General features: G+C 42.2%; 18 protein-coding genes. 8 read left to right on the forward strand and 10 right to left on the reverse strand.

What is annotated here, in order from left to right:
* The first annotated feature begins 38 nt into the window (after positions 1 to 38).
* The 7 genes from ribE to sat all read left to right on the forward strand — a co-directional run bounded on the left by ribE (position 39) and on the right by sat (position 6,652).
* On the forward strand, positions 39 to 512 hold the full coding sequence (gene ribE, locus HGJ91_RS04985; RefSeq protein WP_291346600.1) for a 6,7-dimethyl-8-ribityllumazine synthase: 474 nt from the start codon (positions 39 to 41) through the stop codon (positions 510 to 512).
* Between the two features lie 8 nt (positions 513 to 520).
* Positions 521 to 934, forward strand: a complete 414-nt coding sequence (gene nusB, locus HGJ91_RS04990) for a transcription antitermination factor NusB (RefSeq protein WP_291346601.1) — start codon at positions 521 to 523, stop codon at positions 932 to 934.
* Between the two features lie 26 nt (positions 935 to 960).
* Positions 961 to 1,581 (forward strand): MBL fold metallo-hydrolase, encoded by a 621-nt coding sequence (locus HGJ91_RS04995; protein ID WP_291346602.1) that lies wholly within the window; start codon positions 961 to 963, stop codon positions 1,579 to 1,581.
* 10 nt (positions 1,582 to 1,591) lie between these two features.
* Entirely contained in the window at positions 1,592 to 3,844 is a 2,253-nt protein-coding gene (gene pabB / locus HGJ91_RS05000) for an aminodeoxychorismate synthase component I (protein ID WP_291346603.1), read from the forward strand.
* A 27-nt stretch (positions 3,845 to 3,871) separates the two neighbouring features.
* Positions 3,872 to 4,585 carry a DUF1573 domain-containing protein gene (locus tag HGJ91_RS05005; protein ID WP_291346639.1) on the forward strand — a complete coding sequence of 238 codons (714 nt, stop codon included), beginning with the start codon at positions 3,872 to 3,874 and terminating at the stop codon, positions 4,583 to 4,585.
* A gap of 31 nt (positions 4,586 to 4,616) precedes the next feature.
* The gene (locus HGJ91_RS05010) at positions 4,617 to 5,249 is read left to right on the forward strand and encodes an HAD family hydrolase (protein WP_291346604.1); all 633 of its coding nucleotides are present in this window, start codon (positions 4,617 to 4,619) and stop codon (positions 5,247 to 5,249) included.
* A 125-nt stretch (positions 5,250 to 5,374) separates the two neighbouring features.
* Positions 5,375 to 6,652 (forward strand): sulfate adenylyltransferase, encoded by a 1,278-nt coding sequence (gene sat / locus HGJ91_RS05015; RefSeq protein WP_291346605.1) that lies wholly within the window; start codon positions 5,375 to 5,377, stop codon positions 6,650 to 6,652.
* A gap of 139 nt (positions 6,653 to 6,791) precedes the next feature.
* Here the strand turns inward: sat and rsmI are convergent, their stop codons facing one another.
* From rsmI to ffh, 10 genes are all read right to left on the reverse strand, one after another.
* Positions 6,792 to 7,652: a 16S rRNA (cytidine(1402)-2'-O)-methyltransferase gene (rsmI, locus tag HGJ91_RS05020; RefSeq protein WP_291346606.1), complete on the reverse strand. Its 861-nt coding sequence runs from the start codon at positions 7,650 to 7,652 to the stop codon at positions 6,792 to 6,794.
* A 14-nt stretch (positions 7,653 to 7,666) separates the two neighbouring features.
* Positions 7,667 to 8,032, reverse strand: coding sequence for a YraN family protein (locus tag HGJ91_RS05025; protein ID WP_291346607.1), 366 nt, complete (start codon positions 8,030 to 8,032; stop codon positions 7,667 to 7,669).
* A complete protein-coding gene (locus tag HGJ91_RS05030) occupies positions 8,022 to 8,627 on the reverse strand; it encodes a ribonuclease HII (RefSeq protein WP_291346608.1) in 606 nt (201 codons plus the stop codon). The genes HGJ91_RS05025 and HGJ91_RS05030 overlap by 11 nt, the downstream gene beginning before the upstream one ends.
* 21 nt (positions 8,628 to 8,648) lie before the next feature.
* Positions 8,649 to 8,999, reverse strand: a complete 351-nt coding sequence (rplS, locus tag HGJ91_RS05035; RefSeq protein WP_291346609.1) for a 50S ribosomal protein L19 — start codon at positions 8,997 to 8,999, stop codon at positions 8,649 to 8,651.
* Positions 9,000 to 9,047: 48 nt separating this feature from the next.
* On the reverse strand, positions 9,048 to 9,611 hold the full coding sequence (locus HGJ91_RS05040) for an RNA methyltransferase (protein ID WP_291346610.1): 564 nt from the start codon (positions 9,609 to 9,611) through the stop codon (positions 9,048 to 9,050).
* The gene (gene trmD, locus HGJ91_RS05045; protein ID WP_291346611.1) at positions 9,598 to 10,350 is read right to left on the reverse strand and encodes a tRNA (guanosine(37)-N1)-methyltransferase TrmD; all 753 of its coding nucleotides are present in this window, start codon (positions 10,348 to 10,350) and stop codon (positions 9,598 to 9,600) included. The genes HGJ91_RS05040 and trmD overlap by 14 nt, the downstream gene beginning before the upstream one ends.
* The gene (gene rimM, locus HGJ91_RS05050) at positions 10,350 to 10,859 is read right to left on the reverse strand and encodes a ribosome maturation factor RimM (protein ID WP_291346612.1); all 510 of its coding nucleotides are present in this window, start codon (positions 10,857 to 10,859) and stop codon (positions 10,350 to 10,352) included. Before rimM ends, trmD begins: the two co-directional genes overlap by 1 nt.
* 3 nt (positions 10,860 to 10,862) lie before the next feature.
* A complete protein-coding gene (locus HGJ91_RS05055; RefSeq protein WP_291346613.1) occupies positions 10,863 to 11,093 on the reverse strand; it encodes a KH domain-containing protein in 231 nt (76 codons plus the stop codon).
* A 62-nt stretch (positions 11,094 to 11,155) separates the two neighbouring features.
* Positions 11,156 to 11,398, reverse strand: coding sequence for a 30S ribosomal protein S16 (gene rpsP / locus HGJ91_RS05060; protein ID WP_291346614.1), 243 nt, complete (start codon positions 11,396 to 11,398; stop codon positions 11,156 to 11,158).
* A gap of 16 nt (positions 11,399 to 11,414) precedes the next feature.
* Positions 11,415 to 12,740: a signal recognition particle protein gene (gene ffh, locus HGJ91_RS05065; protein ID WP_291346615.1), complete on the reverse strand. Its 1,326-nt coding sequence runs from the start codon at positions 12,738 to 12,740 to the stop codon at positions 11,415 to 11,417.
* Positions 12,741 to 12,837: 97 nt separating this feature from the next.
* Between ffh and rlmN the strand changes: the two genes are divergently transcribed.
* Complete coding sequence (gene rlmN, locus HGJ91_RS05070; RefSeq protein ID WP_291346616.1) at positions 12,838 to 13,875, forward strand: 23S rRNA (adenine(2503)-C(2))-methyltransferase RlmN; 1,038 nt, start codon at positions 12,838 to 12,840, stop codon at positions 13,873 to 13,875.
* The last annotated feature ends 30 nt before the right edge of the window (positions 13,876 to 13,905 follow it).

Below are 13,905 nucleotides of genomic sequence, written 5' to 3' on the forward strand. Positions count from 1 at the left end.
GCTTTCAAGCCTGACCCCATGAGAATAAGGAAAAGAAAATGCCGAAAATTATAGAAGCAGGGTTACAGGCCCAGGGGAAGAAATTTGGAATCATTGCCTCCCGTTTTAATGATTTTATCACTGGCAGGCTGGTAGAAGGGGCTCTTGATGCGCTTATCAGAAGCGGGGCAGAGGATAAGGATATTACTATTTTAAAAGTTCCGGGTGCCTTTGAGATTCCTTTGGCAGCAAAGAAAATGCTGAACCAGGGGGAATATGATGCCATTATCTGTCTTGGCGCTATCATTCGAGGTGCCACTAGCCATTATGATTATGTGTGCGCAGAAGTGTCCAAGGGCATTGCATCCGTCAGTCTGGACACCGAAGTTCCGGTGATGTTTGGAATTCTCACCACGGAAACCATTGAACAGGCCATTGAAAGGGCCGGCACAAAGGCTGGGAATAAAGGGTTCGACGTCGCCCTTGGTGCTGTGGAAATGGCAAATCTTTCTGAAAGTCTGAAAAAAGGTTAGATAAGATTATGGGTGACCGCAGGCGGGCAAGGGAACTTGCGCTTCAGGCATTATTTTTTTTTGATATGGATAAATCTGATTCAGATCAAAGCCTGGAGATATTCTGTGCCAGCAATGAAGAAAAGCTCACGCAAGGGGTTGCCCCTTTTTTTCTGGATTTGGTAAAAGGGGTTAAGGAAAAGGGTTCTCAAATTGATGCGCTTTTAAATAAATATTCAAAAAATTGGAAAATTACCCGAATGCCTGTGGTGGACAGAAACATCATGCGGATAGCCATATTTGAATTTTTGAAGTGCTCTGACATACCTTGCAGTGTTACTATAAATGAAGCGGTTGAAATTGGGAAAAAATATGGAACAAGGGATTCCGGTTCTTTTATCAACGGTGTACTGGACCGTATCAAATCTCTTGAAGGTTTTTAAATAGCCAGAAATTTTTGGAGGTTGTTTTGATTATAAAGAAACTTGAGGTGGGGCCGATTATGGCCAATTGTTTTATTTTAGGATGTGAATCTACAAAGCAAGCTGTTGTGATTGATCCGGGAGATGATGCTGATCGAATCTTGATGGAGCTGGCTAAATCCGAGCTAAAAGTAAAATATCTGATTAATACCCACGGGCATTTTGACCATGTAAGTGCCAATAAAAGAATGAAAGAAGCGACAGGGGCACAGATTGCCATACATCCCGAGGATGAGCCCATGCTGCACGAGCTTTCACAGTCTGCTCTGATGTTCGGGCTGTCGTCGGAAAATTCACCCCCGGCAGATATTCTTTTAGAAGACGGAGATGAGGTCATCTTCGGTGAAATAACACTACAGGTGATCCATACGCCCGGTCATTCAAAAGGGGGTATCAGTCTTTATACCAAGGGTCATCTTTTTTCAGGGGACACCTTGTTTTCAGGCTCCATCGGCAGGACTGACCTTCCCGGGGGCGATTATGATACGCTGATTTCAAATATACGGGAAAAGCTTTTAATCTTTGATGAAGATACCATCGTATATACCGGCCATGGCCCGGAAACAACCATAGGTAATGAAAAGAGAATGAATCCTTTTTTAAGATGATGGTCTTAAGATGAATGGATTGCTAAAGCATCTCCCTCTTTTAAAAGATGTTCATCAGGAAACGATTGAGCTTGACCGGCCATTTGAACAGATAGCCGCATCGTTTGACAGGGATATCGGGACGGTGCTTTTATTGTCCGGTTCAAGCCTTGACTGTTCCCAATATCATATTCTTGCCGTAAAACCCTGGCTTGAGGTGTACGCGAAACAGGACAATGTATCCATCAACTGCCTGGGAAAAAAAATCCATGTCCGGCAGGATCCGTTTTCAGTCATTCAAGCTCTGTTAAATCGGTTTAAATTAAAGGACACTTTTTTTGATTTTCCGGTTCATTCAGGCCTGTTTGGATATTTTTCCTATGATTTGAAAGATCGGATTGAAAAACTTCATAGAACCTGCATGGATACCCGTCTGCCGGATCTATGCTTGTATGCACCTTCCATCATCCTTGTCCAGGAGAAAGAGACAGACCAGGCCCGGCTTTGCATTCCTGTGCTGTCTCATGGGGCAAACCTTAAGTCGGCAGATGAGATCATTCAAAATAATAAACAGTTTTTCTTTGATAAAATCAAAAAGGACGTTAAAAGAAAATCCTTTTCCATAGACAGTTCAGGGTTTAAATCAAGTTTTTCTAAACCTGACTATATCACTTCGGTAAATAAGATCATTGACTATTTGAGGGCTGGTGATATTTATCAGGCCAATCTTTCCCAGCGGTTTGAAACCGGGTTTTCAGGGGACTGCTATTCATTGTTCCTGGATTTGTTTGAACGAAATCCCGCCTCTTTTTTCAGTTATATCCATGCCAATGACCATACCATCGTGTCCACCTCTCCTGAAAGATTTATCAAGCAGGATGGCCGAACTGTTGAAACAAGGCCCATAAAAGGCACCATTGCCCGTGGCAAAACAAAAGAGCAGGACCGTGAAAACGGGCTGTGCCTGACCCGGAGTACCAAAGATGATGCTGAGCTGACCATGATTGTAGATTTGATGCGAAACGATCTTTCAAGGGTAACCAAACATGGGTCTGTTATTGTTAAAGATCACAAACGGCTTGAGCCCTATGAAAATGTGTTTCACCTGGTTTCCATTGTGGAAGGCGAGCTTGAAGACGATAAAACATCCGTTGACCTTTTAAAAGCCACATTTCCCGGAGGTTCCATTACCGGCTGTCCCAAGATCCGTTCCATGGAAGTTATTGATGAGCTTGAATCTGTGAAGCGGCATGTCTATACCGGTTCCATCGGATATATCAGTTTTCATGACACCATGGATCTGTCCATTGCCATCAGGACAGCCACCATTGTTAACAATACAGTCTTTTTTTCGGTGGGCGGCGGTATTGTATATGATTCAGACCCTCAAGAGGAATACCAGGAAACCCTTGATAAAGGAAAAACATTGATGGAATCCCTGTCAGGCACTTTAAAAAAAGATAGTACCGGAAAGCTGAAAGCCTGGGTGGATGGGAAAATAATTGATCAGGATCAGGCCAGAGTATCGGCTACAAGCATGGGATTTCAATACGGGGCAGGCCTTTTTGAAACCATAAGGGTGGAAAAGGGAACCATATTCCATCTGGAAGATCATGTGTCGCGATTGAACAGGGCCTGGCAACGTCTTTTCCTTGACACGCCGCCGGATATTACCTGGGAAGATGTAATTCGGCTTTTAATCAGGGAAAATAATTTTCAGGATAAATTGCTTGCCGTTAAGATTATCGCATCAAGGGATGATCGGGGTGCCGGCAGGAAAGCTTTTCTGGCTGCTTTTACAAGAGAGTATGTCCACAGGCTTGAGACGCTGAATAAAAAAGGGCTGGACCTTGTTACATACCCATACGCAAGGCAGACACCTCTGGCAGATTATAAAACTCTGAATTACCTTTATTATGACCAGGCAGGCCGGTTTGCCAAAGCGCATGATGCAGATGAGACCGTCATTTTGAACCCGGATCATACTGTTTCTGAAACCAATACCGCAAGTATAGTTGCCATAAAAGACAAAACCGTGATGGTTCCCGAGTCCGATCATGTGCTGGACGGCGTGACACTGAAATCTGTATTGACGATCCTGTCGGACAGAGGGTATGATATCCGAAAAAAAAGGATACCCAAAGAGATATTTTATTCATACCCCAATATTATTTTAACAAATGCATTAATGGGGGCAGTTAAAGTGTTGACCATTGACAAAAAAAGCATAGAACATAGGAAAGGGATCTGTTCCGTGATCAATGAAGCACTTTTTAAATTGTGATTTAATAAAACCAGGAGGGAACAAACCATTAAAAGAATAAATATCATCATAGTCATACTGTCTCTTGTGTTTTGTCTGGCTCACCAAGGCCTGGCGCAAGCAAAAGTTAAACCAAAGGTTAAGATTGACAATCCGGTTTTCATTTTTGAATCAGTACCGGCAGGAGCTCATGTACTCCATGAGTTTGTCATTAAAAATACAGGCGACACCCCTCTTCATATTAATAATGTTCTTCCTCCCTGAGGCTGTGACAAGCATTCTTTTGACAGGGAAATTTCCCCGGGCGGGGAAGGCAGAATAAAGGTAAGTTTTAAAACCAACGGGTACGGTGGAAAGACCATGAAAAAAACAATTCTGGTCAAGACCGATGATCCTGGGAAAAAAAAGTTCAACCTGGTTGTCACAGGGCCGGTTGAGAAAGTTGTGGAAATTAATCCTGTATCGGTCTACCTGGATGGAACCCCCGGCGAAACCCTGGAATCCATTGTGACCATTACCCCTTCTGAAAAATACAAGTTTTCAATCCTGGGAATGGAACAAAAGATCAATACAAAAATTAAAGCACAGCTGATGGAACCAAAAGGAGATGAGAAATTCTGGCAGATAAAGATTAAAAGTACATCAGAAAAAGCAGATGACCTGTATGATGTGCTGACCCTTAAAACAGACAGCCGGTACAGGCCGACGCTTACCATAAGGGTATATGCCATTTTTCTTAAAAAACAGGAATCAAAATCTTAAGTTTACAGGACTTTTTTTATAAAAAATAATTATGGATATTTCAAAAATAAAAGCCGTGGTGTTTGACTGCGACGGTGTCATGTTTGACACGGCCGTGGCCAACAGAAAATATTATGATGAAGTGTTGCAGACGTTTGGTAAGCCCGCGTTGAATGAAGAACAGTTTGTCAATGTTCATATGATGACGATAAAAGGGGCGATTGAGTATCTTTTTCCGGAAATGGATGATCTTTCAAGTGTATATGACCGGCTTGAAAATATCGGGTATCATAAATTCATCAAGTATATGGCCATGGAAAAGGGCCTCAAAGACCTTCTCATAAGACTGAAAGACAACGGTTATATCCGGGGAATCGCCACCAACCGGACCAATACCATGGAAAAGGTGCTGGAAGACTTTTATCTGGAAGACTATTTTGAAGTGGTGGTGACAGCAGCAAAAGTCAAAAAACCAAAGCCGGATCCAGAGCAATTATTGTTAATAATGGGAGAATTTGATCTTCATTCGGATGAAATTTTTTTTATCGGAGATTCTGATTATGACCGGCAGGCAGCAGCCGGGGCAAAAGTAAGATTTGCAGCATTTAAAAAGCCGGAGTTGAAAGCAGATTTTAATGTGGATTCAATGGATGAAATTGCTGATGTTTTACAGATAAATGAATAAAATTCTTGACAAATTTGCTAATCCTCATTAAATCTTACAAGATTTTTTAGTTTAAAATTTTAGATAAGTGTTTGGATAAACATTTATTAAAGGTGGTTAATATATTAACAAGGAGAATGAAGTATATGTCTAAATTAGTAGCACCTCATGGTGGAAAAGGACTCGTAATTTGCAAGCTTGAAGGCGCAGAACTTGAAGCAGAACTTAAAAAAGCAGCAGGACTCAAAAAAATTGAGATTTCTTCCCAGGTTAAGGGAGATCTGATCATGCTGGGTATCGGTGGTTTCAGCCCTCTTAACGGGTTTATGACCAAAGCGGATTGGAAAGGCGTTTGTGCAGACTTCCTTCTTGCTGACGGTACCTTCTGGCCTGTTCCTGTAATGCTGGATGCCGCCAAGGAAGACGCAGCCGAGATTAATGTCGGTGATGAAGTGGCTCTCGAAAGAAATGGTGAAATTTTTGCCACCATGAAAATCGAAGATAAATTTGAAATGACCGAAGACGAGAAAAAATGGGAATGTGAGAAAGTTTACAAAGGTCATGGTGAAGAATCAGAAGAAGATGTGTTCTGGAAAATTGCCATGGAAGATCACCCCGGTGTTCAGATGGTTATGGCCAGAAAAGAATTCTGCCTTGCCGGTCCTGTAAAAGTTCTTTCCGAAGGCGAATTCCCTGAAAAATTTAAAGGTGTTTATCTGACCCCAACTGAAACCCGTGCTATCTTTGATGAAAGAGGCTGGGCAAACGTTGCTTCCATGCAGCTGAGAAACCCCATGCACAGATCCCATGAGCATCTTTGCAAAATTGCCCTTGACGTATGTGACGGCGTTCTGATCCATTCTCTCATTGGTAATCTTAAACCCGGTGACATCCCGGCAGATGTTCGGATTGAATGTATTGACACCCTGATCAAAGGTTTCTTTGTTCCTGATCATGTTGTCAATGGCGGATATCCTCTTGACATGAGATATGCAGGCCCAAGAGAAGGTCTTCTCCATGCAACCTTCCGTCAGAACTATGGTGTTAACAGAATGATCATCGGTCGTGACCATGCAGGTGTTGGTGATTTCTATACACTGTTTGAAGCACAGGAAATTTTTGATATTATTCCTGCACCAGAAGGCGAAGGCAAAGCACTCCTTTGCGAAGCGTTGAAAATTGACTGGACTTTCTACTGCCACAAATGTGACGGCATGGCTTCCATGAGAACCTGCCCCCACGGCAAAGATGACAGGGTTATCCTTTCCGGAACCAAACTGCGTCATGCTCTCGCCAACGACGAAGAAGTGGTTGATCACTTTGGCCGTGAAGAAGTTCTGATTATCTTAAGAAAATACTATGCATCTCTGACTGAAAAAGTTGAAATTAAACTCCAGAGCCATGCAGAGGGATCTAAGATGTAATTGAGGTCTTGTTAAAGACAATTATATTTTAAGAAGATACGATAAAGAGGGCGGTCTCTTGGTTAAAGAGGCGGCCCTCTTTTTTTATGGCATTCGCTTGAAATTTTATGAGTTCAGGAAATGCGCTCTACCATATCCGTTAGATGGTTTTCAGATTCTGAAGCTTAAGAATTGTTTCGTAGACTTGTTTTTTGGACAGGTTGAATTCTTTTGAAATCTGTTTTGCCAGACCTGATGTGCCAAGACCTTCGGTTGAAAGCCGTTCAAGAATAATTTCTTCAAGTTGTTGGTCATCAATGCTTTTTTGTTCCAACTGGCCCTGGATAAACAAGGAGCATTCACCTTTAATAGACTCTTTTTTGTTCAGTTTTTGAAGAATTTCAGACAGATTTCCCCGGATGTATTCTTCATGGATTTTGGTGATTTCCCTTGCAAGGCATGCTTTTCTGTCTCCCAGAATACTTAATATGTTGCCGATGAGGGTTTTGATTCGTCTTGGGGATTCATAAAAGATGAGGGTTGGGGTTTGATTTTTAACCGCTTCAAGAGCGTGTCGCTGCTTCTGCTGTTTTTTAGGCAAAAACCCCAAAAACAGGAAAGAATCGGTTGGAAGTCCTGAAATACTTAACCCGGCTATGGCGGCACTGCATCCGGGGATGGGAATGACACGGATTTCTTCTTTGGCAACGGCTGTGACCAGTTTATATCCCGGATCTGAAATGGTGGGTGTGCCGGCATCACAAATAAGGGCAATGTCCAGGCCGTTTTTCAAATGGGTGATGAGTTGAGGTGCTTTGTTTACCTCATTATGCTCATGGCAGGAAACAAGTTTTGTTCGGATGTCATAATGAGAAAGAAGTTTTTTCGAATGTCGGGTATCTTCTGCTGCAATCAGGTCGACTTGCCCTAATACCTTAACCGCTCTAAAGGTAATATCCTCCAGGTTTCCCACAGGAGTTGCAACAATATAGAGGGTTCCGGATGAGTGTTGGTTATTCATTCTAATGGCCCGTTCTAATAATTTTGAAAAGCATTTCTAATTAAATTAATATCAAACACACCATTTTTTTCAAGAACCTCAACCACATCAAATCGAACTCTTGAATTCATCTGCTTTTTTTCTTTTAAATAAAAGGAGGCTCCCAGGATAATCTTTTTTTGTTTTGAATAATTGACCGACTCTTTTGGCAGCCCTTTTTTAAGACTTCGCCTGGTTTTGACTTCGATAAAACAGATACAATTATTATCTGTTGCAATAATGTCTATTTCTGCAAGTTTTGTTCGATAGTTAGCCTCAAGGATGGTGAACCCCCGGGCTTGAAGAAAGGATATGGCTGCTGTTTCACCGCGTTGTCCCAAGTTTTTCCGGTCATCCGGCATTAATCACCTCTTTTACACCCTTGAAAGTCAGCCTGTGGACAGGGCAGGGCCCATGTTTTAAAATCGCTTCTTTATGGGCTTTTGTGGGATACCCCTTGTGCTGGATAAAATTATACTGGGGGTGTTTTTCATGAAGCTCTTTCATAATGGCATCCCTTGTGACTTTTGCAATAATGGATGCAGCAGCAATGGAAATGCTTCTTGAATCCCCTTTTATCACAGCGGCCTGGTCAATGTCCATGTTCAGAGTGAATTTACCGTCAATTAGAAGAAAATCAGGTGAGCCTGAAAGATTTTCAACAGCACGCTTCATGGAAAGCAAGGAGGCCTGAAGAATATTGATTTGATCAATCTCATGGTGCGAAGATAGTCCGGTGGCAACACAAATGGCCTGTTCCTTGATCACAGGAAAGAAGGCATTGCGTTTTTTTTCTGACAGTTTTTTGGAATCATTAATCCCTTTACAGGAAAAATTCTGAGGCAGGATCACGGCGGCAGACACGACGGGGCCGGCAAGGGGTCCCCTGCCGGCCTCATCAACACCTGCTATTATTTTATACCCTTGGGTTAAAGCCTTGTGTTCAAATTGCCACATTAGCTTACCCTGTAAGGAGTTTTAAGCAAACCGTTTTTCTTTAATCCTGGCCGCTTTACCGCGAAGATTTCTAAGATAGTAGAGTTTGGACCTTCTGACCCGGCCCCTTGTTACCACTTCAATTTTATCAATGGCAGGGGAAAAAAGCGGAAATATTCTTTCAACGCCAATACCGCCGGAAATCTTTCTGACAGTAAAACGGGCACTTGCATATCCTTTGGTTTTTTTAATCACTACACCCTGAAATACCTGGATACGCTCTTTTTCACCTTCTCTGATTTTTACATGTACTTTAACAGTGTCACCTGAGTCAAATTCAGGGATATCAAGACGCATCTGTTCTCTTTCTAATTTTTCGATCACGTTACTCATTTGTTCCTCCTAAGACCTTTCCCTTTTTGGCAAACATAGAACCGTATTCTATCTGCCATTTGTAATCCTGTCCAAATATATTGATGCCGCAGACCTGACAGAAAGGTGATTGTAATCAGTATTTCCGTAAATCGGGTCCAAAATGAAATCACAGGTATCAATTAATTCATCTGCCAGGCCCCATGCCGTTCCAAAAACAAGGACATGGGACGCTTTATTTTCAAGCTTTTGCCTTAACACCTCTATTGTTATTGAGCCGGGTGTTTTTTTTGCACTTGTGGCAATGGTCACAACCGGTTCCTTTCTTTCCTGTTCAATCGAGTTGACTGCATCCTCAAAGGTTTCAGCCACCCGGATAAGCTCAAGCGCTTTTTTTCTGAACGGGTTGAGCTTGCCGCCAACCCCTTTTGTCCAGTGTTCAATCACCTGTGTGGCAAGTATTGCCTGGTCTTCATAAGGAGTTACCACATAAAATCCTTTTATACCAAAGGTGATGGATGCCCTTGCAATATCATGCAAGTCTATGGTTGTCAGGGCTGATCCAATGGCCTGCTCTTTTTTGTTCATTACAGGATAATGGATCAATGCCACATAAAAGTTACTCTCTAACAAGTATTTCCAGCTCCTGACACCATTGCTTTATTATCTTTTTTTCTTCTGCACTCAGTTTGGTTTTTTTGAAAAGATCCGGTCGTTTCAAAAATGTATGCTGAAGAGAAGATTTTTTTCTCCACTGATTGATTTTTCCATGGTTCCCGGACAATAAAACCTCGGGAACCTTTAGCCCTTCAAAGTCCTCAGGTCTTGTATATTGTGCATATTCAAGCCGGTCATCTGTAAATGAATCCGATTTTGAAGATTCCGGGCTTCCTAAGACCCCCGGGATTAATCTGGCTATTGAATCAATAATGACCATGGATGCCAGTTCTCCGCCTGTCATGACATAGTCCCCAATGGAGATTTCCTCATCAACAAGCGTGGTGGTTATCCGTTCATCAATCCCTTCATACCTGCCGCAGACAAAAATAAGTCCCTTGTTTTGTAAGGCAAGTGTCATGGCCTTTTCCTGGTTGAACCGGGTTCCCTGGGGGGTCATTAATACAACCGGTGATTCGGGCGTCCTTTTTTTGGCAGCTAAAATAGCGGCCTTCAAGGGTTCCTGTTTCATTACCATGCCGCTTCCACCGCCATAGGGTCTGTCATCAATCGTGTTATGCCGGTCTGTTGAAAAATCCCTGATATTAATGCAATGCCCTGTGATCAGTTTTTTTTCAATACCCCGAAACATCATGCCATGCTCAAAAAAAGAGCTGATCAGCTCCGGAAACAATGTCAATACTGTAAAGTCCATCAATACTCCTCAGGCAGTGTTATCCTTACAGTCTTTTTTTCAATATTAATCGATTTAACAAAGTGTTTATGCATCGGTACAAGCGTTTCCCGGATTTTGTCAGTTACAACCAGCACATCATTTGCCCCCGTTGGAAAGATATCGGTTATTTTGCCGATAAATCCTTTTTGATGATCAACCACATCAAGCCCTAAAAGATCCTGCCAGTACCAGGTGTCTTCTGCCGGTTCCGGCAATTGATCCCGGTCAATGAGAATCTCTTTTTCTATAAGAGCCTCGGCAAGGTTCCGGTTGTCAATTCCATCAAGGGAGAGCAAAATTCCTTTTTTATGGGCCAAAGCCTTAAGAATGATATAGGGTTTACCCAAGCCTTCTTCTGATTTTAAAAGAACGTTTTTGCCGGGGCAAAAGGTATCAATGGATTCTGCAAAGGACCAGACCTTAAGAGTGCCATCAAGCCCATGAACTCCGGTTACCCTGCCTATGGTAAACGAAGTCGCTTTGTTCATACCCTACTCAATAATCTCAAGAACCGTACGTTTTTTAAGTTTGGTGGATGCCGCGCTTAAAATCGTTCTCATGGCTCGAGCCGATCTTCCCTGCTTGCCGATTACTTTACCCAGATCCTCTTTTGCCACCTTAAGCTCTAAAACAGAAGTTTGATCTCCACTAACTTCTGATACATATACCTGATCAGGATTATCTACCAGTGCTTTTGCAATGTATTCTATCAGCTCTTTCATGACTGCATCTCCTTTAAATGGGGTGTTGAGAATACCGGGACTGTATATAAAACAGCTTATGCTTAACTGACTCCCTGCCGTTTCAATATGCTCTGGACAGTGGTTGAAGCTTTTGCGCCTTCGCCCAGCCAATACTTTATTCTGTCCTCTTTCAGCGTGATGGCGGCTGGCTCAACCATTGGATCGTAGGTACCTAAGAGTTCCAAAAATTTTCCATCTCTTGGGCTTTCAACGTCTGCAGCCACTATTCTGTAAAAAGGTTTTTTCTTTGTGCCTTTTCTGGTCAATCTGATTCTTACGGCCATATTCTTTTCTTTCTCCTTAAAACGGCAGCATGTTTTTTAATGAACGCATGCCGCCTTTATTAAATTTTTTTATCATTTTCATGGACTGGGAATAGCTTTTTAAAAGCTTGTTGACGTCCTGAACCGTAGTTCCGCTTCCTTTGGCGATTCTTTTCTTTCTTGACCCTTTAATGATGGTGTATACACGCCGTTCTTCAGGTGTCATGGAAGTAATAATTGCTTCAATTCTGGTAAATTCCCTGTCATCTATATTTAAGCCTTTAAGCTGCTTTTTATTCACCCCTGGCAGCATTCCTATGAGATCTTTCATTGACCCCATTTTCCGGACGGACTTCATCTGGTTCCTGAAATCTTCCAGAGTAAAGGCATTCTTCCTTAGTTTTTTTTCAAGCGCTTTGGCCTCTTTTTGATCAACTGTTTCCTGCGCCTTTTCAATAAATGAAAGAGCATCTCCCATTCCCAGGATTCTGGAGGCCATCCTGTCTGGATGAAATGCTTCCAGCGCCGTTGACTTTTCACCCACACCGATGAATTTTAGCGGCTTACCCGTCACAGCTTTTATGGAAAGCGCTGCACCACCGCGAGCATCACCATCCATTTTGCTCAGAACAACACCGGTAAGATCAAGGGCATTGTCAAATGATCCGGCAATGTTCACCGCGTCCTGACCGGTCATGGCATCAGCCACCAGAAGGATTTCCGATGGGTTGATTCCTTTTTTAATGCGTTTAAGTTCAGCCATTAATTCTTCATCAAGGTGCAACCTTCCTGCGGTATCCAGTAACAGAGTGTCGCATCCCTGTTCTCTGGCTGCCAATTGTGCATCCTGACAAATTTTTAAAGGCTTCATGTCAGTTGTGGATTGAAATACCGGAATATCCAGTTGATTTCCAATCTTTTTCAACTGATCGATTGCCGCAGGTCTGTAAACATCCACCGGTACCAGAAACGGTTTTCTACCCTTTTTTCGAAGATAGAGTCCAAGTTTCCCTGCCGTTGTGGTCTTACCAGAACCCTGCAGCCCGATAAGCATAACAGAACCCAGAGGCTTTCCATCAAAATTTAAGCCCTGATGGCGGGAGCCCATCATTCTGGTAAATTCATCGTTTACAATTTTTATAACCTGTTGACCCGGGGTAAGGCTTTGCATTACTTCCTGGCCCAGGGCTCGGGCTTTTATGTCTGAAATAACAGATTTTGCAACCTTATAATTAACATCAGCCTCAAGCAGTGCCATCCGCACCTGCTTAAGACCCTCTTCGATGTTCTTTTCATTAAGGGTGCCATGACCTTTTAGTTTTTTAAAGACCGAATCAAGCCTGTTACTCAAATTTTCGAACATAAAGAGCCTAACCCCAAAATATCAAATCAAATCATTGAAATTAGTATAGATTCCGTGATATGTCAAGAAAATAATAACTTTAAGCAGATAAAAATATATGGAAAACATACTGAATTTTACAAGACATGATCTGGCGATCTGGCTTGAGGGTAAAGGCATCCGGTCGTTTAGAGCAGGACAGATATTCAAGTGGCTCTACATCCGGCAGGTCGATACGTTTGAACAGATGACCGATCTTTCCAAGGACTTTCGCAAGACACTGGCGGATTCTTTTTATCTCCGACGCCTTTTTATTGAGGACAAACAAATTTCTGCTGATACAACGGAAAAGTTTTTGCATAAACTTTCAGATGGACAGCATATTGAATCGGTCCTGATCCCTGAAAAGGATCATTTTACTCTTTGTGTGTCTTCACAGGTTGGATGTGTTCAGAATTGTCAATTTTGTTTGACAGCAAAAGGAGGGTTTGTCCGGAACTTAAATGTCTCGGAAATGATTGCCCAGGTCAGGGATGCAAGATACTACCTGCTTCAGAAAAACGTTGACCCCTTGAAGCTCTCCAACATTGTTTTCATGGGAATGGGGGAGCCTCTTGCCAATTATAAAAACCTGGTAAAGGCATTAGAGATTATCACAGACAGTGATTACGGACTTAAATTTTCATCCAGACGGGTAACGGTCTCTACGTGCGGCCTGGTCCCGAAAATAACACAATTAGGTCTTGATACCTGCGTGAATCTCGCGGTCTCTTTAAATGCAACCACTGACAAGATGCGGTCACGTTTAATGCCCATCAATAAAAAATATCCTTTAAACGAATTATTAGAGGCCTGTCGGACCTTTACCATGAAACCAAGAAATAAAATTACATTTGAGTATATTTTAATGAAAGGGGTGAATGATGCAAAAGAGGATGCCTTAAGGCTCGTGAAACTTTTAGCTCCGATTAAAGCAAAAATAAATCTGATCCCCTTCAATGGATATGACAAAAGTGGATTCAAACGCCCATCTAAAAAAGAAATCAGCGAGTTTCTACAGATTTTACTTGACCGGAATATTACAGCGATGACAAGAAAGAGCAAAGGCGATGATATTTTAGCGGCCTGCGGACAGCTAAAAGCAAAATTGTATTGAATCTTTGTGGATATGATTTATAATAAGCTT

This window comes from Desulfobacula sp. (assembly GCF_014237455.1).
Lineage (GTDB): Bacteria > Desulfobacterota > Desulfobacteria > Desulfobacterales > Desulfobacteraceae > Desulfobacula.

What these genes read in the sequence shown, in the direction of transcription:
- rplS (WP_291346609.1), bottom strand. Translation starts at nt 8,999, where the DNA reads ATGAGTAACGTGATCGAAAAATTAGAAAGAGAACAGATGCGTCTTGAT.
- pabB (WP_291346603.1), top strand. Translation starts at nt 1,592, where the DNA reads ATGAATGGATTGCTAAAGCATCTCCCTCTTTTAAAAGATGTTCATCAG.
- HGJ91_RS05030 (WP_291346608.1), bottom strand. Translation starts at nt 8,627, where the DNA reads ATGTGGCAATTTGAACACAAGGCTTTAACCCAAGGGTATAAAATAATA.
- HGJ91_RS05055 (WP_291346613.1), bottom strand. Translation starts at nt 11,093, where the DNA reads ATGAAAGAGCTGATAGAATACATTGCAAAAGCACTGGTAGATAATCCT.
- ffh (WP_291346615.1), bottom strand. Translation starts at nt 12,740, where the DNA reads ATGTTCGAAAATTTGAGTAACAGGCTTGATTCGGTCTTTAAAAAACTA.
- ribE (WP_291346600.1), top strand. Translation starts at nt 39, where the DNA reads ATGCCGAAAATTATAGAAGCAGGGTTACAGGCCCAGGGGAAGAAATTT.
- sat (WP_291346605.1), top strand. Translation starts at nt 5,375, where the DNA reads ATGTCTAAATTAGTAGCACCTCATGGTGGAAAAGGACTCGTAATTTGC.
- rpsP (WP_291346614.1), bottom strand. Translation starts at nt 11,398, where the DNA reads ATGGCCGTAAGAATCAGATTGACCAGAAAAGGCACAAAGAAAAAACCT.
- rsmI (WP_291346606.1), bottom strand. Translation starts at nt 7,652, where the DNA reads ATGAATAACCAACACTCATCCGGAACCCTCTATATTGTTGCAACTCCT.
- rimM (WP_291346612.1), bottom strand. Translation starts at nt 10,859, where the DNA reads ATGAACAAAGCGACTTCGTTTACCATAGGCAGGGTAACCGGAGTTCAT.
- nusB (WP_291346601.1), top strand. Translation starts at nt 521, where the DNA reads ATGGGTGACCGCAGGCGGGCAAGGGAACTTGCGCTTCAGGCATTATTT.
- rlmN (WP_291346616.1), top strand. Translation starts at nt 12,838, where the DNA reads ATGGAAAACATACTGAATTTTACAAGACATGATCTGGCGATCTGGCTT.
- trmD (WP_291346611.1), bottom strand. Translation starts at nt 10,350, where the DNA reads ATGGACTTTACAGTATTGACATTGTTTCCGGAGCTGATCAGCTCTTTT.
- HGJ91_RS05010 (WP_291346604.1), top strand. Translation starts at nt 4,617, where the DNA reads ATGGATATTTCAAAAATAAAAGCCGTGGTGTTTGACTGCGACGGTGTC.
- HGJ91_RS05025 (WP_291346607.1), bottom strand. Translation starts at nt 8,032, where the DNA reads ATGCCGGATGACCGGAAAAACTTGGGACAACGCGGTGAAACAGCAGCC.